This is a genomic window from Lentzea sp. DG1S-22, from assembly GCF_036321065.1.
In the GTDB taxonomy this organism is placed as follows: Bacteria; Actinomycetota; Actinomycetes; order Mycobacteriales; family Pseudonocardiaceae; genus Lentzea; species Lentzea jiangxiensis.
This window is the reverse complement of sequence record NZ_CP143276.1, coordinates 2427407-2447817: the sequence shown is the minus strand read 5'-3', so window position 1 is coordinate 2447817 and position 20411 is coordinate 2427407. Positions and strand designations below refer to the sequence as shown.

Annotated in this window: 23 protein-coding genes; 13 read left to right on the top strand and 10 right to left on the bottom strand. The window is 71.4% G+C overall.

What is annotated here, in order from left to right; translation table 11 throughout:
- Positions 1 to 68 precede the first annotated feature (68 nt).
- Together V1227_RS10520 and V1227_RS10515 are read left to right on the top strand one after the other, a co-directional pair.
- Positions 69 to 1055, top strand: a complete 987-nt coding sequence (locus V1227_RS10520) for a hypothetical protein (RefSeq protein WP_329792319.1) — start codon at positions 69 to 71, stop codon at positions 1053 to 1055.
- Positions 1052 to 1885, top strand: coding sequence for an alpha/beta hydrolase (locus tag V1227_RS10515; protein ID WP_329792318.1), 834 nt, complete (start codon positions 1052 to 1054; stop codon positions 1883 to 1885). Before V1227_RS10520 ends, V1227_RS10515 begins: the two co-directional genes overlap by 4 nt.
- On the opposite strand, the gene V1227_RS10510 is transcribed toward V1227_RS10515, so the two are convergent.
- The 3 genes from V1227_RS10510 to V1227_RS10500 all read right to left on the bottom strand — a co-directional run bounded on the left by V1227_RS10510 (position 1869) and on the right by V1227_RS10500 (position 7282).
- Positions 1869 to 2159: an STAS domain-containing protein gene (locus V1227_RS10510; protein WP_329792317.1), complete on the bottom strand. Its 291-nt coding sequence runs from the start codon at positions 2157 to 2159 to the stop codon at positions 1869 to 1871. The genes V1227_RS10515 and V1227_RS10510 overlap by 17 nt on opposite strands.
- Positions 2089 to 6297, bottom strand: coding sequence for a SpoIIE family protein phosphatase (locus tag V1227_RS10505; protein WP_329792316.1), 4209 nt, complete (start codon positions 6295 to 6297; stop codon positions 2089 to 2091). The genes V1227_RS10510 and V1227_RS10505 overlap by 71 nt, the downstream gene beginning before the upstream one ends.
- Before the next feature lie 130 nt (positions 6298 to 6427).
- The gene (locus V1227_RS10500) at positions 6428 to 7282 is read right to left on the bottom strand and encodes an alpha/beta hydrolase family protein (RefSeq protein WP_329792315.1); all 855 of its coding nucleotides are present in this window, start codon (positions 7280 to 7282) and stop codon (positions 6428 to 6430) included.
- A gap of 10 nt (positions 7283 to 7292) precedes the next feature.
- On the opposite strand from V1227_RS10500, the gene V1227_RS10495 reads away from it, so the two are divergent.
- From V1227_RS10495 to V1227_RS10485, 3 genes are all read left to right on the top strand, one after another.
- Positions 7293 to 7844, top strand: a complete 552-nt coding sequence (locus V1227_RS10495) for a helix-turn-helix domain-containing protein (RefSeq protein ID WP_329792314.1) — start codon at positions 7293 to 7295, stop codon at positions 7842 to 7844.
- A gap of 115 nt (positions 7845 to 7959) precedes the next feature.
- Positions 7960 to 8373 (top strand): DUF6292 family protein, encoded by a 414-nt coding sequence (locus tag V1227_RS10490; RefSeq protein ID WP_329792313.1) that lies wholly within the window; start codon positions 7960 to 7962, stop codon positions 8371 to 8373.
- 60 nt (positions 8374 to 8433) lie between these two features.
- The gene (locus tag V1227_RS10485) at positions 8434 to 8613 is read left to right on the top strand and encodes a hypothetical protein (protein ID WP_329792312.1); all 180 of its coding nucleotides are present in this window, start codon (positions 8434 to 8436) and stop codon (positions 8611 to 8613) included.
- 4 nt (positions 8614 to 8617) lie between these two features.
- On the opposite strand, the gene V1227_RS10480 is transcribed toward V1227_RS10485, so the two are convergent.
- Positions 8618 to 9388, bottom strand: a complete 771-nt coding sequence (locus tag V1227_RS10480; protein ID WP_329792311.1) for an alpha/beta fold hydrolase — start codon at positions 9386 to 9388, stop codon at positions 8618 to 8620.
- A 177-nt stretch (positions 9389 to 9565) separates the two neighbouring features.
- Here V1227_RS10480 and V1227_RS10475 point away from each other — a divergent pair, with 177 nt between their 5' ends.
- From V1227_RS10475 to V1227_RS10445, 7 genes are all read left to right on the top strand, one after another.
- A complete protein-coding gene (locus tag V1227_RS10475; RefSeq protein ID WP_329792310.1) occupies positions 9566 to 10258 on the top strand; it encodes a hypothetical protein in 693 nt (230 codons plus the stop codon).
- Positions 10245 to 10661: a phage holin family protein gene (locus V1227_RS10470; protein ID WP_329792309.1), complete on the top strand. Its 417-nt coding sequence runs from the start codon at positions 10245 to 10247 to the stop codon at positions 10659 to 10661. Before V1227_RS10475 ends, V1227_RS10470 begins: the two co-directional genes overlap by 14 nt.
- A gap of 14 nt (positions 10662 to 10675) precedes the next feature.
- The gene (locus tag V1227_RS10465; RefSeq protein ID WP_329792308.1) at positions 10676 to 11290 is read left to right on the top strand and encodes a hypothetical protein; all 615 of its coding nucleotides are present in this window, start codon (positions 10676 to 10678) and stop codon (positions 11288 to 11290) included.
- A 67-nt stretch (positions 11291 to 11357) separates the two neighbouring features.
- Entirely contained in the window at positions 11358 to 11525 is a 168-nt protein-coding gene (locus V1227_RS10460; protein ID WP_329792307.1) for a hypothetical protein, read from the top strand.
- A 1-nt stretch (position 11526) separates the two neighbouring features.
- Positions 11527 to 11778, top strand: coding sequence for a hypothetical protein (locus V1227_RS10455; protein WP_090096971.1), 252 nt, complete (start codon positions 11527 to 11529; stop codon positions 11776 to 11778).
- Between the two features lie 4 nt (positions 11779 to 11782).
- Complete coding sequence (locus tag V1227_RS10450) at positions 11783 to 12076, top strand: hypothetical protein (RefSeq protein ID WP_329792306.1); 294 nt, start codon at positions 11783 to 11785, stop codon at positions 12074 to 12076.
- A gap of 60 nt (positions 12077 to 12136) precedes the next feature.
- Positions 12137 to 12409, top strand: a complete 273-nt coding sequence (locus tag V1227_RS10445) for a hypothetical protein (RefSeq protein ID WP_329792305.1) — start codon at positions 12137 to 12139, stop codon at positions 12407 to 12409.
- A gap of 30 nt (positions 12410 to 12439) precedes the next feature.
- Here the strand turns inward: V1227_RS10445 and V1227_RS10440 are convergent, their stop codons facing one another.
- The 5 genes from V1227_RS10440 to V1227_RS10420 are packed head-to-tail and all read right to left on the bottom strand — an operon-like array spanning position 12440 to position 16847.
- Positions 12440 to 12607 carry a hypothetical protein gene (locus V1227_RS10440; protein ID WP_329792304.1) on the bottom strand — a complete coding sequence of 56 codons (168 nt, stop codon included), beginning with the start codon at positions 12605 to 12607 and terminating at the stop codon, positions 12440 to 12442.
- Positions 12604 to 12921, bottom strand: coding sequence for a hypothetical protein (locus tag V1227_RS10435; RefSeq protein WP_329792303.1), 318 nt, complete (start codon positions 12919 to 12921; stop codon positions 12604 to 12606). The genes V1227_RS10440 and V1227_RS10435 overlap by 4 nt, the downstream gene beginning before the upstream one ends.
- A 27-nt stretch (positions 12922 to 12948) precedes the next feature.
- Entirely contained in the window at positions 12949 to 13074 is a 126-nt protein-coding gene (locus V1227_RS10430) for a hypothetical protein (protein ID WP_275676299.1), read from the bottom strand.
- 44 nt (positions 13075 to 13118) lie between these two features.
- Positions 13119 to 14936, bottom strand: a complete 1818-nt coding sequence (locus V1227_RS10425) for a ricin-type beta-trefoil lectin domain protein (RefSeq protein WP_329792302.1) — start codon at positions 14934 to 14936, stop codon at positions 13119 to 13121.
- A 42-nt stretch (positions 14937 to 14978) separates the two neighbouring features.
- The gene (locus tag V1227_RS10420; RefSeq protein ID WP_329792301.1) at positions 14979 to 16847 is read right to left on the bottom strand and encodes a discoidin domain-containing protein; all 1869 of its coding nucleotides are present in this window, start codon (positions 16845 to 16847) and stop codon (positions 14979 to 14981) included.
- Between the two features lie 116 nt (positions 16848 to 16963).
- On the opposite strand from V1227_RS10420, the gene V1227_RS10415 reads away from it, so the two are divergent.
- Positions 16964 to 17968 (top strand): LacI family DNA-binding transcriptional regulator, encoded by a 1005-nt coding sequence (locus tag V1227_RS10415; protein WP_329792300.1) that lies wholly within the window; start codon positions 16964 to 16966, stop codon positions 17966 to 17968.
- A gap of 130 nt (positions 17969 to 18098) precedes the next feature.
- Here V1227_RS10415 and V1227_RS10410 read toward each other — a convergent pair whose 3' ends face one another.
- Complete coding sequence (locus V1227_RS10410; protein ID WP_329792299.1) at positions 18099 to 20348, bottom strand: glycoside hydrolase family 95 protein; 2250 nt, start codon at positions 20346 to 20348, stop codon at positions 18099 to 18101.
- Between the last annotated feature and the right edge of the window lie 63 nt (positions 20349 to 20411).

The window sequence follows — 20411 nt, the reverse complement described above, 5'->3', positions numbered from 1 at the left end:
AGTGCGCTGAACGTAGCACGGCGGGGAAGGGTTTGTTCAGCGTGCTGAACGTCTGCATAATGCTCAGCGTGCTGAACGAAACGCGGGCCGGCCGCGACGTGCTGGTGTGGGGTGTGGTGGCGAGTGCGCTGCTCACCGGCTTGGTGTGGCTGCTCGGACAGCGGTTGCACGGCATCGCCCTGCTGCCCGACCAGGGCGCGTCCTGGTACTACTGGAAGCTGCCCGATCCGACCTTCTGGACCAGGGCGTCCGCCTGGGTGGGCTACGCGGCGCACCAACTGGTGTCCTGGGGCCTGATCTACTACGCCCAGACGCGGATCCGCCGGTACACGTCGGGGTTGCACCGCATCAACTACATCGCCCTCGCGGCGAACAGCGGGTTCATCGCCCTGCACGCCCTGCAGACGCAGCTGTTCTACGACGGCCTCGCGCAGGACGTCTCGATCTTCAGCTCGCAGGGTTCGGTCGTCCTGCTGCTCGTGTGGGTCCTGCTGATGGAGAGCCGCCGCCGCGGGCTCGTCCTCACCTGGTCCGCGCCGATCTCCGCGCAGGTGGTCTCGTTCGCGCGCCGCTACCACGGCTACCTGTTCAGCTGGGCCGCGATCTACACGTTCTGGTACCACCCCATGGAGTCGTCCAGCGGACACCTCATCGGCTTCTTCTACATGTTCCTGTTGCTGGTGCAGAGCAGCCTGATGTTCACCCGTGCGCACACCAACCGCTGGTGGACGATGACGCTGGAACTGATGGTCGCCCTGCACGGCACGCTTGTCGCGGTGATGAACTCCGGCCCGAACGGCATCTGGCCGATGTTCCTGTTCGGGTTCGTGGCGATCTTCGTGCTCACCCAGATGCACGGCGTGGGGCTCAGCACGACGGCTCGGTGGTGGATCGGCGGCACGTTCGTCGTGGCGGCCCTCGCGGTCTACTCGTGGCGCGGCTTCGGCAAGATCGACGAGGTGGTGCGCATCCCGGCGATCGAGTACCTGCTGGTGGCCGTGCTCGCCCTGCTGATGTGGGCGGGCATCCGGCTCACCGCCCTGGTCCGGAGGTGACCTGGCCGCGCGGGACGGCGGCCGCCGCGTGCCTCGGCGTGCCGCTCGTCCTCCTCGTCGCCGGGTGGGGTCCGCTCACCGCGGGACATCCCGCACAGCCGGTGCTGCTCGGCGTGGTCGCCGTCGTGGGCACAGCCGTCGTGCTGTGGAAGCGCACACCGCCGTGGCCGGCGGTGGCGCTCACCGTCGTCCTCGTCGCACCGTTGGTGTACCTCCAGCCGTTCGCGGCCACGGGCGACACCGACAACGCGACGGTGTTGCGCCCGGACGGGCCGGTGCGCGCCGGACTCGTGTTCCACCCCGGAGCCCGGGTGGACTACCGCGCCTACGTTCCGCTGCTCCGGCGTGTTGCGGCTCAGGGGTTCCTCGTGGTGGTGGTGAAAGAACCGCTGAACTTCGCCCTGCTGGGCGGCGACACGGCCTCCCTGCGCGCCGAGCACCCCGAGGTGCCGGTCTGGGCGGTCGGCGGGCACTCGCTGGGAGGCGTCGCCGCCGGACGGGACGTCGTCGCCGACAGCTCGGTGCGCGGACTCGTGCTCTGGGCGTCCTACCCGGTCGACGACCTCTCCGGCCGCACCGGGCTCAGGGCGTGGTCGATCCACGGCGACCGGGACGGGTTCACGACCCCGCAGGACGTCGCCGAGTCGCGGGAGCTGTTGCCGGCGGACACGCGGTTCGAACCCGTCCCCGGTGCCGTGCACGCCTTCTTCGGCGACTACGGCGACCAGCCGGGCGATGGCGTGCCCACGACCTCGCGCGCCGAGGCGCAGGAGCGGATCGTCGCGCACACCGCCGCGGCTCTCGGGGAACTGGCTACTCCAGACCCCTGATCGTGGCCATGGAGGTGATGCCCGAGATCTCCAGCAGAGGGCCGAGCAGCGGGGTCGCGATGATCTCCAGCCGTTCGGCCTCGGTGAACAGCACGCTCATCCCGGCGCTGTCGACGTAGGTCACGCCGGTGAGGTCGACCACGAGCGGTCCCTCGACGTCCGCGAGGGCGCTCGCGAACGCTCCGGTGTTGCTCAGGTCGATCTCACCCTTCGCCGTGATGAGGGACCTGCCCTGCGAGTCCTCGGATCTGGTCAGCGTCAACGGCGTCGTCATGCGGAATCATCACCTGCATCGTCACAGTGGTACCGGTGGGGTCGGGGAGGATGGCGACTTCGTCCATCATCTTCTCCATGATCGCTGTCCCGCGGCCGCGTCGCTCCGCCGGATCGGCGCTCGGAGTCTTCCAGGTGCCGGTGTCCGCGACGGTCACGAGCAACTGGTGGTCGCCCGCCGTCTCGAGCCGCAGCCGGACACCTCGGCGCACCACGTCCCGGTAGGCGTGCTCGATGGCGTTCGTGGACGCCTCGCCGACGGCGAGCAGCACGCGCTGGGCGAGCGAGGTGGAGAAGCCGCACTGGTCCAGCCAGGCGCGCAGCGTGTTCCGCGCGCCGTGGAGCTCGCCGGCCTCGGCGGGGAAGACCACCTCCAGGGGCGCGGGGTGCCGGTACAGCAGCAGGGCCACGTCGTCGTCGTAGCCGCCTTCCGGAGCGAGGTCCTCCATGATCTGACCGGCGAGGTCCTCCAGCCCGTTCGCGCGACCCTTCTGCACGGCGTGGGCGGCCTTCTCGATGCCCTCGGTCAACGAGCTCGTGCGGCGTTCCACCAGGCCGTCGGTGTAGGTGAGCAGGGTGGAGCGCGGCGGCAGGACGCACTGCGCCTCCGTGCGCGGCAAGTCCAGCTTGACCGCGAGCGGGATCGACCGGCCCTCCTCCAGCAGCTGCGTGGTGCCGTCGGCCAGCGCCAGGATCGCGGGCGGGTGCCCGGCGCTCGAGTACACGAGGCGGCCGGTGGCGGGGTCGAGGACGCCGCAGAACACCGTGGTGCACAGCGCACCGGGGACACCGGCGGCGAACTGGTCGAGCGCCGTGAGCGCGCGGGCGGGACCGATCTCCTGCAGCAGCAGGGCGCGGCAGGCACTGCGCAGCTGGCCCATCACCGCCGCGGCGGACAGGCCGCGGCCCACGCAGTCGCCGACGACGATGCCGATCCTGCCGTCGCGCAGCGGGAACGTGTCGTACCAGTCGCCGCCGACCTCCAGGCGCGCGGCCGGCTCGTAGCGCACGGCGAACCCTCCCGGCAGGCGCGAGGGGCCGAGGATCGCTCGCTGCAGCGCGAGGGCCGTCTCCCGCTGCTGGTCGATCTGCCGCGCGCGGGCCAGCCCCTGGGTGAGGTGACCGGCGAGCAACGCCAGCAGCAGCTCGTCCTGCTCGGTGAAGTGGTGCCGCGCGTCGAGACGCAGCCAGAGCACCATCGGGCCGTCGGGGTGCTCGACCGTGACGGCGATGGCTCCGTCGTCCAGCAACACGGGGATCAGCGCGCCGTTGCGGCTCAGCGCGGTGAGCGCCGCACGCCGGTCCTCCGGCAGCTCCTCCCAGACCAGGCGGGAGGTGGCACCGCTGACCCGGGGTGCGGAGTGCCGGTCGAAGACGACGGCCAGCACGTGCTCGGCCCGCCAGAGCCTCTCCATCTGCTCCAGCGCGGCGGTGAGGGCGTCGGCGGCGCTGGTCGCGCGGGACAGCCTCATGTTCATCTCGGCGAGCGCGATCTCGCGCCGGCGGGCGTGGTGCTCGGCGGTGACGTCGCGGAACGTCCCCACCGTCATCGTCCGGCCGCTGTCCGGGTCGCGGGCGGGGTTCATCATGGCGTTGATCCACAGCCGCCGGCCGTCCCGGTGGGTGACCGGGACCGTGAGGCCGTGGTGGTCATGTCCGGACCGCGCCTCGAAGGCGTCGGTGAACTGCTTGCACTCTTCTGGTTCGGTCTCCGCGTCGGGCCACCACGGGTGCGGCGCGGGGTAGGGCAGGCCTTCGGGCCCGTAGCCGAGGATCTCGGTGAACGCGGAGTTGATCTCGACCACCGTGCCCTCGTCGTCGCAGACGAAGAAGGCCTCCTGCAACGAGTCGATCAGGGCGTCGCGCCAGCGGGCGTGCCGCCCGCGCAGCCGGGCCAGGTCCACGTTCGCCCGCACGCGGGCCAGCAGGTCGGCCGCGGCGAACGGCTTGACCAGGTAGTCGTCCGCGCCGGCCCGCAGTCCCTCGCCGGACGCCTCCTGCCCGGCGCGCGCCGACAGCAGCAGCACCGGCACGGCCATGGTGCGCGGATCGGCGCGCAGGGCGGCGACCAGCGACAGGCCGTCCATGCGCGGCATCATCACGTCGCTGACGACGAGGTCCGGCGGCTGGGCGCGCACGGCCTCCAGCGCCGCGACACCGTCGTTGACCGTGCGCACCTCGTAACCCGCCCTCAGCAGCAGCCGGGTCAGGTACTCCCGCATGTCCGCGTTGTCGTCGGCGACCAGGACCGTGGCGAGCGCCTCCGGCGCGCCGCCCGCGGAGGTGCTGCGCGGCAGCTCGTCGGGGGCCTGGCCGGGATCCGGCAGCCAGCGCAGGGCCTCCTGCACGTACGGGGCCGCGATGTCGGTGACCGTCGGCGGCACCGGCTCCTGGGAGATCGCGTCCGCGGGCAGGTGGTCCGTGCCGAACGGCAGCTCGATCGTGAAGCGGGTGCCCACACCCTCCGTGCTCTCGGCGCGGATGGTGCCTCCGTGCAGGCCGACGAGCTCCTGCACGAGCGCGAGACCGATGCCGCTGCCCTCCTTGGACCGCGACCAGGAGTGCTCGATGCGGTGGAAGCGCTCGAACAGCCGGGGCATCTCGTGCTCGGGCACCCCGACCCCGGTGTCGCTGACCGTCACGACCGCCCCGCCCGCGCCGGCCCGCACGGAGACGCCGACGGCACCGTCCACGGTGAACTTGAGCGCGTTGCTCAGCAGGTTGAGGACGACCTTCTCCCACAGCCCGAGGTCGACGTGCACCGGTGCCGGCAGTGGAGCGCAGTCGATCTCGAACGCCAGCCCCGCCTTCTCGACCGCCGAGCGGAAGACGCTCGCCAGCTCGGCGGTCACCGCCGGGAGGTCGACCGGCTGGAAGCTCGCCTGCATGCGGCCCGCCTCGAGGCGGGAGAAGTCGAGCAGGGTGTTGACCAGCTTGCCGAGCCGCAACCCGTTGCGGTGAATGACCTCCAACTCCCCGGCCGCTTGAGGGTCCTGCAGGGGCAGCCGGTCGCGCAGCTCCTGCACCGGGCCCATGATGAGCGTCAGGGGCGTGCGGAACTCATGGCTGATGTTGGAGAAGAACGCGGTCTTCGCCCGGTCGAGTTCGGCGAGCTCCTCGGCACGGCGTTGCTGGGCGCGGAAGTCCCTCGCGCCCGCGACACCGGCGGCGAGGTGGCCCGCGACCAGCTCCACGAAGCCGCGGTAGCCGTCGTCGAGCGGGCGGTGCCGGTTCAGGCCCGCGACCAGGAACCCGTGCGGTGTGCGGCCGGGACGCTGCAGGGGGGCGACCAGCGCCTGGGCGGGCGGCCTCGGCCACGGCCCGGCGGGGAGACCGGCCGTCGCGCCCAGTTCGACCACGGTGGACTCGCCGCGCCGGGCGGCTCCCACCGGCCACACCGGTTCCCCGTCGCGGATGACGGCGGGCGCCGCGGGGTGCTCCGGCTCGACCCCGGTGGACCCGGCCAGCCGCGCGTGGCCGTCGTCGAAGAGGTAGGTCAGGGTGAACGGCAGGTCGTACCGGTTGCGGTCGAGCTGGTCGCAGGCGGACGCCAGCACCTCCCGCTCGTCGCGGGCGACGCTGGGGTTGGAGCCGAGGTCCCGCAGGGTCGCCATCCGGCGCTCGCCGATGACGCGCTCGGTCTCCTCGCTGACGACGCACAACATCCCGGCCACCGCGCCGCTCTCGTCGCGCAGGGGGCTGTAGGAGAAGGTGTGGTACGTCTCCTCGGTGTAGCCGGACCGCTCCAGGAACAGCAGCAGCGCCTCGTCCCAGGTGGCCCTGCCGGTGGTGAGCACGCTGTCCACCCTCGGACCGATGTCGTCCCAGATCTCCGCCCACACCTCCGCCGCCGGCCTGCCGAGCGCCCACGGGTACTTGCGGCCCAGCGTGTTGAGCCGGTAGGCGTTGTTGCAGAAGAACGTCAGCTCCGGTCCCCACGCCATCCACATGGAGAACCGGGACGACAGCAGGATGCTCACGGCCGTCTGCAGGCTCTGCGGCCACTCGTCCGGCGGTCCGACGGGCGTCGCGGCCCAGTCCACCGCGGCCAGGCCGCGGCCGATCTCCCCGCTTCCGGCGAACACGCCGGCGGGTCCGGGCTCGTCCTGTCTGTGCCCGATGCCGTCAGAGCTCGTCACCGACCGTTCCCTCCACCGGACTCGACAGGTGTTGACCCGTCCAGGGTGCCCGGTATCCACGGCGGTTGCACGACCAGTGGTGAGCGGCGTGCGTCACGGCACCGCTCACCACCGGGTGGTGTGGACGGTGCTACTCGGTGCCCTCGAAGACGACGGCGGTGTCAGTGCGGGCGGGCTGCCCCCAGACGAAGTCGCGCGCCGAGGGGTCTTGGGTGAGGTAGTGGCGGAACCACGACGTCATGACCCGCTTCGCGGCGGCGAGCTGGGCGGCGCGGGTGATGGAACCGTTGTCGCAGAACAGGCCGGAGGAATCCATGAACCCGCAGTGGAAGCCGCCGGTGATGGTGCGCAGCTGCTTCGACGGCGGCTTGGCGGTGAACATCGGCCGCTGGTGGTCCGCGACCGGCGTGATGGTGTCCTGCGACCCCGCGAGGAACTGGGCCGGTGCCGCCAGGGTCGCCGCGGCGGCCTTGGCCGACGGGGTCGTCTCGGCGGCGGCGTAGGTGGAGACGGTCCTGACCTTCGGGTTGCGGGCGGCCGCGAGGACGGCGGCCCCTCCGCCCATCGAGTGACCGGACACGCCCAGCGCCGCGGTGCTGTTGTGGTCGCGGAACCGCGACCCGCTGGTGGTGTCCTGGGCGACGAGCCAGGTCAGGCCGGTGTTGAGGTCGTCGGCGAACGCGCTGTGGCTCGGGCTCAACCCGCCCTGGGTGGTCGGCACCACCACGACGAAGCCCCACGACGCGAGGTGGTTGCCGGTGCTCGTGTACTTGGAGGTGGCCTGGAAGAAGCCGTGGCCGAACGCGATCGCGGGGAACCGTCCCGCCGCGACCGGCTGGTCCGCGCCGGCGGCGGTGGCGGGGTAGTGGACGCGGGCGGGCACGGACCGGCCGCCCGCCACGGCGGTGACATCGCTGTACGCCACCGGGTACGAGCCGGGGAGCCCGTAGTCCGGCGGCGCGGCTAACGCGGTCGGGGCGGCCACGACCGAGCTGGTGGCGGGAGAGGTCCCGGTCCTGTCCGTCGGCCTCGCCCACGCCGCTCCGCCGGACACCGGCGACCACGAGGAGGTGTTCGGTGTCCGGCCCCGGTTCTCCCAGTGCCACAACAGGTCCGTTGTGGACGCTTCGGTGCTGCTGCGGGCGCTCCCGCTCGCGAGCCCGGAGGGCACCGCGCTGTCCGAACGGCAGTGCGAGGACCTGGCCGCCCGCCGCCGCAGGAGGCCGGGCGTCGCGGGGGAGCTGCGGCGGGTGCTGGAGCTGTCCGAGCGGTTCGGGGAGTCCATGCCGGTCGTGGCCCGCTCGCTCGGCCTCAGCCCGCGCACGCTGCGCCGCAGGCTGACCGAGTGCGGGACGAGCTACCAGGCCGTGCTCGACGAGGTGCGGGCCGAGCGCGCCGTCGTGCTGCTCACCGGGGCCGGCGCGTCGGTCGACCAGGTGGCCACCCGGCTGGGGTTCGCCGAGGCCGCGAGCTTCATCCACGCCTTCCGGCGATGGTACGGCACGACACCGGGCAACTACCTGCGGGAGCGCCACCCGGTCCGGTGACGGGAGCGTCGCGGATCACATCACCCGATCAGGTTTGAAGACACCCCGGCGGGGTATTCACGCCTGCATCGTGAGGGCGTTCGGCGATGGAGGCACCGCAGCCATGGACCGTGAGATGAGCATCGAGACCGACATCCACTTCGACATCGACTTCGACGATTCGGCGGCTCGCCGCATCGCGCGTTACGTCCACGACGTCGTCGCGGGCCTGGGGCTGCGCGGTGACAGCTCGTTCGTCGAGGTCGACCCGCGCCCCGCCGCCTACGTGGCGCTCGACGGGCGCATGCCCGACTTCCCCGACCACGACGTGGCGCTGCTGTGGAAGGAGGGGACCGGCTGGTCGGCCGCGGTCGAGGACCGCATCGGGCAGCTGGTCGAGGTGGCTCGCCTGGGTGGTGACCCGATGCCGATGCCCGCCGTCGTGGCCCGCTGGGTCGCCGGCCTCCTGCAGACCGAGTTCGCCCACGAGCCGAGCAACCGCGACTTCGGCGCGTTCGTGCCGGCGCCGCGCGGTGCCGTTCTCTCCTGAGCCGTCTCTCCCGAGCCCCGGCGCACGTTCAGGACCGCCGCGCCGGGGTAGCCGTTCGCCATGAACACCGAACGTCATTACGACGAAGCGACGAGCAAGGCACCGCTGGACGAGTCGACGGAGAGCGACGACACCATTCCCGGACGCAGCGGCTCCGGCTCCGTCCACCCCGAACCGAACCCGACGGGCAACGTCGGGCTCTCCGACTACTCCGTGTCCGACGACCCGGACCAGGGCTGACGTGTCACCCGGCGGAACGCAGGTCGAAGCGTTCCGCCGCCCACGAAGCCAGCCGGGGCCGCAGCGCCAGGTAGACGTCCGGGTCGAGACCCATGCCGGTGTGCGTGCTGTGCACCTCGACCCACTCGGCGGACGGGTCGAGGGAGAGTTCCCACGGCACGATGCCGTCCGACTTGGAATAGATCGACACCGCGGGCAGGTCGTCGGGCAGCGGTGCGGTGATCGAGGCGACGTTGTCCTCGAAACACGTGCCGTTGAGGCACTCCGCGTTCATCAGACCCGGTACGCCGATGGAAGCGAGCTGGGCGAGCGCGCGAGCCGCGAGCAGCACGTGCGGATGCGCGCCCATCGGGTCGAGCAGCGGGCTGCCCAGCATCACGAGGCCGCGGACCAGGTCCGGCCTGCGCGCCGCGGCCAGCCTGGCGAGTCCGCCACCCCGGCTCTGCCCCAGCAGCACGACCGGTCCGCCGGTCTCCTCCGCGTGCTCCTCCAGCCGCTGTTCGACGCGGTCGACCAGTTCGGAGGTGCAGCCGACGTTGAACCCGACGCCGGCGCCCGCCGGCACGTAGCCCCTGTCCCGCAACCACGTCGTGGCGAAGGTGAGGCTGAACTCGCCCGCGCCGAAGCCGGGCACCAGCACGACGCCGAGACCCGCGCCCTCGTGCGGATCGGCTTCGCGCCACACCCGGTGCCGCAGCAGGCGGGGGATCGTGAGTGCCGCGACGGCGACGTGCTCCCGCGCCAGGGACCGCAGCTGTCCGGTCGTGCTCGTCATGTGTTCACTCCTGTGTTCCGGCGTGCAGTGGGAGTTCGCCGGGCGGGGCGTGGCCAAACAGCCGGCTCGCTCACGTTTGCCGGAACAAGAACGAATTTCGGCGCTCTGCGTCGTTTGCGCCGCCGCTGTCCGGGTAGCTCGATGGCCAGCACACGACAACGAGCTGAGGAGTCAGCCGTGACGGAAAACCAGATGGGTGGAGTGCGCACGGCGGCCAAGGAGGAGGGCTCCGAGGTCGCGCAGCACGCCAAGGAAGCTGCTGGTCAGGTCGGATCCACCGTCCGCGACCAGGCAGCGCACGTGACCCGCGAGACCAAGGACCAGGCCCGCCACGTCGTCCACGACGTGCGGCAACGTGTTGCCGCGGAGGCGGAACAGCAGGCGACGCGGGTGTCGAAGCAGCTCGGGCGCATCGCCGACGAGCTGGGTGAGATGGCGGGCAGCGCGCCGCCCGACTCGATGTCGGCGGGAGCGATCCAGAGCGCGGCCGACACGAGCAGGCAGGCCGCCCGCTTCCTCGACGAACGGGGTGCGCAGGGGCTGCTCGACTCGGCGCGCGACTACGCCCGGCGCAAGCCCGGCACGTTCCTGCTGGGTGCGGCCGTGGCGGGTTTCCTGATCGGTCGCGTCGCCAAGAGCGCGTCCGGTGGGAGCACGTCCGGCGGGAGCCCGGAACCGCAGCGTCCGCAGGGCGGCGTGGTTCCCGTGGCCTCGGAACGCACTGATGTGCCAATGGGCTACGGCGCACCTTTGACGCCGAGCGCGGCATCCGCCGTGCCCCCGGCTGCGCCCGCTGTTCCTCCGGCGGGGCCCGCCGTGCCCCCGGCGCCCGCTGTTCCCCCGGCGGGGGTGCCGCATGTCGAGCCCTGAGATGCCGCCGTCGCGAGTGGACACCACCGGCGAGTCTCTCGGTGATCTCCTCAACGAGCTGACCGGTGACCTGTCCAAGCTGATGCGCCAGGAGCTGGAGCTCGCCAAGGCCGAGCTCCGCGAGGAGGCGTCCAAGGCGGGCAAGGCGACGGGAATGCTCGCCGCCGCGGGGTTCGCGGGCTACCTGACGACCGTGCTGCTGAGCTTCGCGCTGGTGTTCGCGCTCGGCGCGGTCATGCCGCTGGGCTGGGCCGCGCTGATCGTCGCCGCGCTGTGGGGCATCGCCGGAGCGGTCCTCTACACCTCCGGCCGCGCCAAGCTGCGCACCGTCAACCCGAAGCCGGAACGCACCGTCGCAACGTTGAAGGAGGACGCGGAATGGGCGAAACACCCGACCAAATAAGGCGTGAGATCGAAGTGACCCGTGCGGAGCTGCGGGCCGACGCCAACCGCCTGGTCGACCACACGAGTCCGAAGGCCATCGCCCAGCGGCGCGTCCGAGGGGTGCGGCGCGGGCTGGTCTCGGTGAAGGAGCGAGTGATGGGAACCGCCACGCAGGTCACGTCGGCCGTGCGGGAACAGGGTCAGGACGCCGGCACCGCCGTGGCCGAACGGGCCGGACAGGCGGCGAACGCCGTGACCGAACGGGCCGAGCAGGCGGCGAACGCCGTGCAGCAGACACCGCAGCGCATCGCCCAGCAGACGCAGGGCAGCCCCCTGGCGGCCGGCCTGATCGCGTTCGGCGGCGGCCTGCTGCTCGCGGCGCTGCTGCCCCGCACCGACGCGGAACAGCAGGCGGTGCAACAGCTCTCCGACAGCTTCTCGGACGTGCTGGAGCCGGCGAAGGAAGCGGTGGCGGAGTCGGCGCAGAGCCTCAAGGAGGACTTGCAGTCCTCGGTGAGCGACGCGGCCGGCGAGGTGAAGCAGGTCGCCGCCGACGCGGCCCAGACCACGGCCGCGCACACGAAGGAGGCCGCGCAGGACGTCGGCGGCCACGCGCGCGAGTCCGGACAGCGGATCTCCGGGCAGTGACACCGGTTCGGGCCGCCCGCGTTGCGCGGGCGGCCCGGACCCCTTCGAGGACAAGAGGGAGGAAGCGATGACCGAACCCGAGCACGACCACGTCGAACGCGGTGCGGCGGAGGAGCGGAGCGGTGCCCCGCTGACGCCGACCGAAGAGGAGGCGTCGAAGCGACCGCCGAGCCAGGGGGACTCCGGTCCCGGCGCCGGCCTGGACGGCGGCGGCCGCTACGGCGAGGACGGCTGACGTGCCCGTTCCGGTGCAGGACCTCAAGAGGCTGCTCGGGTCGACCCGCCCGGACGCCGCGCTGGTGCTCGTCGAGGGCGACTACGTGGTGGCCGGAGGCGAGGACCTGGACGGTGACGCCCTGCGCGGGGCGCTGACCGTGGTGACCAAGGACGACCTGGTCGAACGCGTCGGCGCGGGCCCGGTGTCCGACCGCGCCCTCGAGGAGGCGGCCGCGGCGCTGAGCTCCGCGGTGGACAACCTGGGAGGGTGACGCGATGCCCGCGACGCCGTCGGTGGCCGCGTCGAGCAGCTGGCGCGACGACGAGGGCACGCGCATGCCGTCGGGTGACGTCCACGCGTGGTGGCCGGGCCAGAACCAGACGCTGTGCGGGGTGCCGCTGAGCCGCGCGCGGCTCGCCCGCTTCCCCGGAGTGCTGTGGATCGACGCGGTGTGGGTGGCCGAGACGGACGCCGACGCCCCCGTGATGGGGCTGTGCCGCCGCTGCACCGCGGCGACCCGTCCGAAAAAGGACCGCCCCTCGCGTTTGGCGCGCCGGAGGCCCGGGTAGCCGGTGCCGCGTCAAGCAGCCGGCGCGCCCCCTCCCCGACTGTCCCAAGGCGGCCATCCCATGCACAGCGCACTCGACAGGGCCATCTGCGACGCACTCGCCCTCATCCGGACCACGCCCGGTGCGGACCTCGTCGACCAGGCCGAGCAGGCGCGCAAGTGCCTGGCCCGAGCGGTCACGGACGCACCGGACGCGCCCCGGCAGGCGCTGACGCACATCGCGGCGGCCGACGAACACCTCGAATACGGCGAGCTGATGGAGGCACGCACGCTGCTCACGGCGGCGCGCGGCTTCCTGCCCGGTCGCCGGGCCGTGGTCGCCGCGCGCGCCTGAGGACACTCCCCGCACCGAGCGGGGGTGGCCCTACCGCTGGTCCATGCCTCCCTCGTCGTGGGGTTCCGACTCGTCAGGGCCCCGGTGCGGTCCACCGGGGTTCTCGTCGGCGAACGTCGGGCGGGTGTGCTCGCCGCCGATGTCCGCGTCCTCCAGCTCGCTCTCCGCGGTCACTCGATCGGGCTCGGGCGCGGTCATCGCCACTCCTCCTGCCAGTCGTGGTGGGTGTCGAAGGCCTCGGCCAGCAGGCGCAGCGCGGCCTCGTCCTCGGTGCGCTCGACCTCGGTGCGCAGCAGCGCGACCTTCTCGCCGAACGGCACCGGGTGTCGTTCCTCCGCCGCCTGGATCGGACCGGGCAGCAGGAGCAGGCCGGCGCCGTCGTCGGACCGCGTGATGCGCAGCCTGCCCCTGCCCTCGGCCTCGTCGAGCAGGGGCAGTTCGCCGTCGGCCAGGCGCCGCTCGTCCTCGTCCAGGCGGTCGAGGACGAAGCGCCGGAGTTCGTCGTTGTCCATGGCACGGGATAGCCGCTGCGCGGCGGCCTAGTCCGGCGGTTCGCTCTCGTCCTCGGTCGTCTCCTGCGGGATCTCCGGCTCCGGGGTCTCGAGGTCGTCGAGGCTCGGCGTTCCCGGGGAATGAGGTGCTTCGGGGTTCACGGGATCGGTCATGCCGCGCGGTTACCCGCACGGCACGACCTCAAGCCCACCGTCACCTACGCGGGGACGGTCCACCTCTGGTTGGCCCCGCCCGTGCACGACCAGATCTGCAGCTTCGCGCCGTCGGCCGTGTTGTGGCCGATGACGTCGAGGCACTTGTTGGAGCCGACGTTCACCAACGTGCCGTTGGTGGCGGTCCACCTCTGGTTCGGTCCGCCGAAGCAGTCCCACAGCTGGACCGCGGTGCCGTCCGCCGTGCCGTTGCCGGTGACGTCGAGGCACTTGCCCAGGCCGCGCACCGTGCCGTCGGAGGCCAGCGTCCACGTCTGGTTCGGGCCGCTGAAGCAGGTCCACAGCTGCGGCAGGGTGCCGTTGGCGGTGGAGCCGCCGGTGACGTCGAGGCACTTGCCGCCCAGGCCGGTGATGGCGCCGGTGCGCCCGGCCGGTGGGGTGCCGGGGTCGAGCGTGCCGGGCCACGTGAAGGTCGCCATGGCTCCGGCGGGGAGGGTGTAGCCGAACGTCTGGCCGCCGTAGGAGACGCGGAAGTCCTGCTGGCCGCCCGAGTTCAGCGCGACGAGCACGATCCGGCCGTCCGGGTTGCGGAACGCGACGTTCTGGACGCCGCCCTCGCCGTAGCCCGTCGAGTCGACGCGGACCGCGCCGGGCTGCACGAACTTCGACAGGTGGCCCAGCACGTAGTACTCGGCGTTGTAGGTGACGTTGCTGCCGCTGGTCGTGACGACGCCTGTGCAGTTGGTGCAGCTGCCGATCACGGGGCCGTTGTTCTGGTCCAGCGCCATGTTCCAGGTCGTCACCGTGCGCGCGTGGTTGCGGGTCGCGCCGATGGCGAGGTTGATGCCCTGCCAGCGCAACGTGTCGCGGAACGTCGCCGCGTCGTTGGCCGACTTCGTGCCGGAGCACTCGGTGAAGAAGATGTCCTTGCCCGGCTGGTTGTTCTTCACCACCGACTGGCCGCTCGGGTTGCCGCCGTAGCAGTGCCACGCGGAGCCGATCACGTTGCCGCCGGCGCCGCTGTTCACGGTCTGCGGGTAGGTCGTGTCGTCCCAGTTGTGGTCGTAGCCGAGGACCTTTGCCTGCTCGCCGGCCGCACGCAGCTTCGGCACCAGCGTGTTGATGACGTTGACCTGCTGCTGTGCCGACATCCTCATGCCGGGATAGCCCGGCGGTTCGAAGTTCGGCTCGTTCTGCACGCTCAGGTAGTCGATCGGGATGCCCGCGGCCCTGTACGCCTGCGCGAACTTGACCAGGTAGTCGGCGTAGACACCGATCCGGCCGTCGTTGAGGGATCCCTGGATGAGGCTGTTGTTGTTCTTCATCCACGCGGGCGCGCTCCACGGCGTCGCCATCACGGCGAGCTGCGGGTTGATCTGCTTGGCCTGCTGCAGCAGCGGCAGGATGTACGGCCGGTCGTGGTCGATCGAGAACCGCGAGAGAGACGGGTCCGCCGCGCCGTCGTTGTAGGTGTAGAAGCTGCGCGAGAAGTCGGTCGCGCCGACCGGCTGCCGGATGAAGCTCATGCCGATGCCGGTGTTCCGGTCGAACAGGTTGCTCATGATCTCGTTGCGGCGCGGGGAGTTGAAGACGTTCCACGCCGCCGCGTCGGTGAACGACGCACCGAAGCCCACCATCGACTGGTAGGTGGTGTTCGGGTTCACGGTGATTGTCGACCCGGAGCCGCCCGAGCCGAACGCCACGTCCGCCTGCCGGGTCAGCTGGGCGGACCGGTCACCGGTCGTGAGCCACACGCTCGCGTTGGTCGCGGCGGTGGCGGCGGGGGAGACCAGGGTGCTTCCCGCCGTCACCGCGACTGCCGCCAGTGCGATGCCGCGCCACCGTTGTGTCATCTTCGACATAAGCGCTCCTTGCAGGGGTTTGGGCGCCCGACAGCGGATTTTTCAGTTGTAGAGGCGGAAATCGGCGATGCTCCACCAGTTGGCCGCGCTCCCGGTGGACGTGATGCGCAGGTAGCGCGCGGTGGTGCGGCGGACGTCGATCGTGGTCAGCTGGCCGGTGCCTTCGCCGGACGCGATCGAGCGCCAGGACGTGCCGTCGTCGCTGACCGAGAGCTCCCAGTCGCGGGCGTAGTCGCCGAGGTTGCCGCCGGAGTCGACCGCCACGCGCCGGAAGTCCCTGCGACGTCCCAGGTCGACCTGCAGGAACTGGCCGGGGGCCTGGGCGGCGCCGTTGGACCAGCGGGTCGAGACGTCGTCGTCGATGGCCGCCGCGCCGTCGGGCGACGCGGTGGCACCCGTCAGCGGCACCTGGTCGAGCCTGCTCCGGTGCTGGGTGGTCCAGGTGAACGTCGCCAGCGCACCGCCGGGCAGGGTGTACTCGAAGGTCCGGTCACCGAGGTCCACCGCGAACGAGCGCGGGTCGTCGTGCTGGTTGTGCACCACCAGGGCCGTGGAGCCGTCCGGGTTGCGGAACGCGGCGTCCATGATCTGCCCGTTCCAGCCGGTGGTGCCGAACGACGTGCTCCCGATCCGCCGCGCACCCGGCTTCACGAACTTCGACAGGTGCCCGATCGTGTAGTACTCGGCGTCGGTGACGACCGAGCCGTCCGGCTGCACGGTGACGAGACCGGTGCACGTGCCGCAGCCGCCGAGGTGCGGGCCGCCGGTGCTGTCGAGGGCGATGTTCCAGTTCACCGCGCTGCGCGCCCAGTTGCGGGTGGTGCCGAGGACGACGTTGCGGGCGTGCCAGCGCAGCGTGTCGCTGAAGACCTTGGCCGGCGGGTCGTTGGCGCCCCTGGACCCCGAGCACTCGGTGAACCAGATCCCCTTGTCCGGGAACGCGGTGTGCAACGCGGCCTGCGCGCTCGGATCGCCGTAGTAGCAGTGGTACGCCGTGCCCGCGACCCACTTCGCGGCCTTGCTGCGCAGCACCTGGTAGGGGTAGTCGGCCTCCGCCGTGCCGTCGTTGGGGTGCGTGGCCCAGTTGTGGTCGAAGCCGAGGATCTTGGTGCGCGGGCTCGCCTGCGCGAGCTTCGGGCCGAGCGCCTCGATCACCCGCACCTGCTGCGCGACCGGCATGTCGGTGCCGGGGTAGGCGTCGGGTTTGCGGTTCTGCGGCTCGTTCTGCACCGACAGGAAGTCGACCGGCACACCGGCCCTCGCGTACGCCTGGACGAACTTCACGAGGTAACGCGCGTACGCGTCGTAGATCCCCGGGTCGTCTTTGAGCTGACCGCCGACGAGCGAGTTGTTGGTCTTCATCCACGCCGGCGGGCTCCACGGCGTGGCCATGACCTTCAGCCTCGGGTTGAGCCGCTTCGCCTCGCGCAGCAACGGGAGGATCTTCGCCTCGTCGTGCCGGATGCTGAAGTGCCGCAACGCGAAGTCGGTCTGCCCGGCAGGCACGTCGTCGTAGGTGTAGTGCTCCTTCGCCGCCGTGAAGTCGGACGAGCCGACGGGCTGGCGCAGGAAGCTGACGCCGATGCCGGTCTTCGGGTCGAACAGCTTGCGCATCGTGTCGGCCCTGGTGGCGGGCGGGAGGTTCGCGAGCAGTTCCGCCGACGAGTCGGTGATGGACGCGCCGAAGCCGTCGACCTCCTGGTAGCGGCGACCGGGGTCGACCACGATCGTCGGGTGCGCTGACCGCTGCTTGCCGAACGTGACGCGTGGGCGTTCGTGCATCAGTTCCGCCCGGTCCGGCGTGGTGACCCACACCCGCACCCGGGCCGAGCCGGGTGCGCTCGAAGCGGGCTCAGCGGCCGGCACAGCCGTCAGGGCGGCTACCAGAGCCACGATCGCAGTAGTTCTCATCGCCGTCCTTCGGCCTTGTAACGGTGTTCGTCACTGTGAAACGTCTGTGTTTCAGGATGAAACACCCGGTCGTGGCGAGCGTCAATGGTCTGGTGGAGTTCCGGTACAGTGACCTGGTGGAACGCAAGATCGAGAACGTGAAACAACGCGCGAGCCTGCGGGACATCGCGGCGGAGACCGGTGTCTCGATCGCGACCGTCTCCCGCGTGTTGAACGACCACGTGAACGTGGCCCAGCGGACCCGTGACCTGGTGTTGCAGGCCGTGGAGCGGCGCGCGGTGGCCTCACAGCGGACTCGTACCGTTTACGTCCGGTGTCCGTACGTGCTGACGGACTACTTCGGGTTGCTCGTGTCCTCGGTCGCCGAAGGGTTGAAGCTGCACGGGCTGCGGCTGGTGCTGGACGCCGGGGAGTCCGGGCAGGGATCCTCCGTCCTGCGGTCGTTGCCCGAGACCGGTGACGTGGACGCGGCGATCTTGATCCTGCCTCCCGAGGACGGGGAGGAGCTGCTCGCGCTGTCCCGGGCCGGGTTCCCGTTCGTGGTGCTGGATCCGCGGGTGCCGCCGTTGCCGGACATCGCCTCGGTGTCCGCTGCGCACTTCGCCGGGGCTCGGGCTGTGGCGGACCACCTGATCTCGCTGGGGCACCGGGACATCGCTGTGATCGCCGGGCCGGAGGAGTGGCTGGCGGGGGACGCCCGGCTGGCCGGGCACCGGGCGGCGCTGGCCCAGGCCGGGGTGCTGCTGCGGGCTGATCGGTTGCGGCACGTGGAGCCGACCACCGCGCATGGCCGTCGTGCCGCCGCCGAGTTGTTGCAGGGCTCGCCCCGGCCCTCGGCCATCGTCTGCTTCAACGACAAGGTGGCGGTGGGGACTTTGCAGGCTGCTCGGGAGCTGGGGCTTCGGGTGCCTGCCGATCTGTCGGTCGCCGGGTTCGACGACATCGATCTGGCCGAGGCGACCTCGCCGCCGTTGACCACCGTTCGGCAGCCGTTGGAGGAGATGGGGCGGATCGCTGTGGCCCAGTTGATCCGGATGGTGGAGGGACAGGCGTTGGAGGCGTTGCACATCGAGCTGGCCACCGGGTTGGTGGTTCGGGGGTCCACGGCTGCGGTTGCGTAGCGTTCCCCTGTGTGCGGGTTCCTGTCGCGCAGGTGCGTGCGGCAGGCCTTGCTGAAAGCCGGAAGCGGCTCGGCTCAGCCTTCGGCCTCGCGCCAAGCCAAGCCAAGCCTGCTCGCCTTCGGCCTCGCGGCTAGGGGCGCAGGGTCGTGGACTCGCCCTCCCGCAGGGTGATCCGCCGTCGCCAGGTGCCGAAGCGCACCTCGGTCTCCGTGCCGCCCACGCTTCGGACGGTCGCGCTGGTGACCTCGCCGTCCTTCCACGCCATGTCCACCGAGAAGCCGCCGCGTGCGCCGATGCCGGTGGCCGAGCCCGTCTTCCACGCCGAAGGCAGCGCGGGGAGCAGCTCGATCACGCCGGGGCGGGAGTACAGCAGCATTTCCAGCATGGCGGCGGGGGCGCCGAGGTTCGCGTCGATCTGGAAGGTCGAACTGTCGCCGAAGCTGTACATGTCGAAGAAGTTCGGGGCTGTGCCGTTCGCGTTGTCGATCGACGGGCGGATGACCTTCTGGATGAGTTCGTAGGAGCGGTCGGCGTCTTTCAGGCGGGCCCAGCAGGCCGCTCGCCAGGCGAGGCCCCAGCCGAAGCTCTCCATGCCCCGGCTGATCAGGTGCTGCCGCACGCCGTCGAGCAGGGTGGTGGGGGAGTCGTCGTGGTTGATGCGGTCGCCCGGGAAGAAGCCGACCAGCGCGGAGAGGTGGCGGTGGGTGGTCTCGCCCAGGTCGTCGGGGGACATCCACTCCTGCAGCATTCCGGTTTTCGGGCTCACCTCCGGGAGGTGCAGGCGGTCTCGCAGGGCTGCGATCTTGCGGCCGTAGGGCTGGTCTCGGCGCAGGACGTCGGTGGCGGTGCGGTACTTGCCGAAGAGGTGGTGCACGAGCTCTTGCGTGTAGGTGATGCCGCGGGTGTCCTGCGGGCCGTGTTCCGGTGACCAGTCGTGGTCGTCGACCAGGCCCTGCGGGGTTTCGACGAGGCGGGCCTCCCAGAACTCGCAGGCACCCTTGAGCAGTGGGTAGATCTTGGCCAGGTAGTCGCGGTCGAGGGTGTACTCGTAGTGCTCGTAGAGCGACATGCACAGCCAGGCGTTGCCGCCGGGGTGCCACCACCAGCCGCTGCCGCCGTGGATGTTGGTGGAGAAGGCGACCGCCCAGCCCGCCACGCGGTTGCCGGTGTTGCGGAACCTGTTGCGGGGGTCCTGGAACACCGACCGGGTGGTGCCGGTCCACGCCGGGAGCTGGGCGGTGCAGTAGTTCGCGAGGGCTTCGAACGTGTCGGGCAGGGCGGCTCGGTCGGCCAGCCAGTAGTTCATCTGGATGTTGATGTCGGTGTGGTGGTCGCCGTGCCAGGCGGGGTCGTTGTCCGACAGCCACAGGCCCTGCAGGGTGATCGGCAGGGTGTCGCGTGAGCCGGTGATGGCCAGGTAGCGGCCGAACTGGAGGTAGCTCGCCTCCAGTTCGGGGTCCGGGGTGGTGCCGGCCGCCCTCGCCCGCAGGCGGGTCCACGTGTCCATCTCGCGCTGGGCGTCGGTGGAACGGCCGAGGTCGAGCTCTTGGCGGTCGTACCGCTCGCGGTAGTCGGCCACGTGCGTGCGGACCAGGTCGTCGGGGGTGGCTCGGACGGCCGCCTTCCGCAGGGCGGTCCGGGCCGGATCGACCCGCGGGTCGAGGAAGCCGGCCGCGGCGTCCGGGACGTAGTTGGTGCCGCCGGAGAACAGGACGACGAGGTCCGAGCAGCCGGTGAAGGTCAGCTTCGTGCCGTCGACCGCGACTGTCCCGTCCGGACTGAACGCGGTGACGACGCCGCTGTACGCGAGCCCGTTCGCGAACGAGCCGGTGAAGACGGCGGCGGTGTGCGTGGTGTCGCCGGCGGTCGGTTCGCCGTGCGCGCCCGTCAGGGTGACGGTGCCGGACTGGTCCGGGCCGGTGAGGCGGACGACCACCACGTCGTCCGGGTGGCTCGAGAACATCTCGCGGCGGTACCGCTTGCCGCCGTGCGCGTACTCCGTGGTGACCAGGCCGTTGCCGAGGTCCAGCTCGCGGCGGTAGCCGGTGGCGCCGGCGTGGGACGGCATCTCGACGTAGAGCCTGGCGAGCAGCGAGAACGTGCCGAAGTGCGGGGAGTCGTAGGGGAGCTGGCCGTCGGCGTCGGGGGTGTCGTTGAGGCCACCGGTCCAGAGGGTGACGTCGGTCAGGTACAGGAAGTCCTTCTCGACGCCACCGCCGACCAGGGCGCCGAGACGGCCGTTGCCGATCGGCAGGCCCTGCTCGATGATCTTCGCCTCGTCGGCGGGAGTCGGGTACCAGAGCGTGGCCGGGGTGGGGTTGAGGGGGTCGCTCGTCGGTCGTTCGGGGGCGGGGTGCGCGGTGAACGCGGGCAGGACCATGGCGCCCAGTCCTAACGCACGGGCTGTCCCGTCCCGGTCAAAGTCGTCCGAGTGGTGGCTGCC

Bases quoted from the DNA above. Each gene is read 5' to 3' on its own strand.
- V1227_RS10420 (WP_329792301.1), bottom strand. From the start codon at position 16,847: ATGAGAACTACTGCGATCGTGGCTCTGGTAGCCGCCCTGACGGCTGTG.
- V1227_RS10425 (WP_329792302.1), bottom strand. From the start codon at position 14,936: ATGTCGAAGATGACACAACGGTGGCGCGGCATCGCACTGGCGGCAGTC.
- V1227_RS10445 (WP_329792305.1), top strand. From the start codon at position 12,137: ATGCACAGCGCACTCGACAGGGCCATCTGCGACGCACTCGCCCTCATC.
- V1227_RS10410 (WP_329792299.1), bottom strand. From the start codon at position 20,348: ATGGTCCTGCCCGCGTTCACCGCGCACCCCGCCCCCGAACGACCGACG.
- V1227_RS10490 (WP_329792313.1), top strand. From the start codon at position 7,960: ATGAGCATCGAGACCGACATCCACTTCGACATCGACTTCGACGATTCG.
- V1227_RS10510 (WP_329792317.1), bottom strand. From the start codon at position 2,159: ATGACGACGCCGTTGACGCTGACCAGATCCGAGGACTCGCAGGGCAGG.
- V1227_RS10450 (WP_329792306.1), top strand. From the start codon at position 11,783: ATGCCCGCGACGCCGTCGGTGGCCGCGTCGAGCAGCTGGCGCGACGAC.
- V1227_RS10485 (WP_329792312.1), top strand. From the start codon at position 8,434: ATGAACACCGAACGTCATTACGACGAAGCGACGAGCAAGGCACCGCTG.
- V1227_RS10470 (WP_329792309.1), top strand. From the start codon at position 10,245: ATGTCGAGCCCTGAGATGCCGCCGTCGCGAGTGGACACCACCGGCGAG.
- V1227_RS10430 (WP_275676299.1), bottom strand. From the start codon at position 13,074: ATGACCGATCCCGTGAACCCCGAAGCACCTCATTCCCCGGGAACGCCG.
- V1227_RS10435 (WP_329792303.1), bottom strand. From the start codon at position 12,921: ATGGACAACGACGAACTCCGGCGCTTCGTCCTCGACCGCCTGGACGAG.
- V1227_RS10440 (WP_329792304.1), bottom strand. From the start codon at position 12,607: ATGACCGCGCCCGAGCCCGATCGAGTGACCGCGGAGAGCGAGCTGGAG.
- V1227_RS10460 (WP_329792307.1), top strand. From the start codon at position 11,358: ATGACCGAACCCGAGCACGACCACGTCGAACGCGGTGCGGCGGAGGAG.
- V1227_RS10480 (WP_329792311.1), bottom strand. From the start codon at position 9,388: ATGACGAGCACGACCGGACAGCTGCGGTCCCTGGCGCGGGAGCACGTC.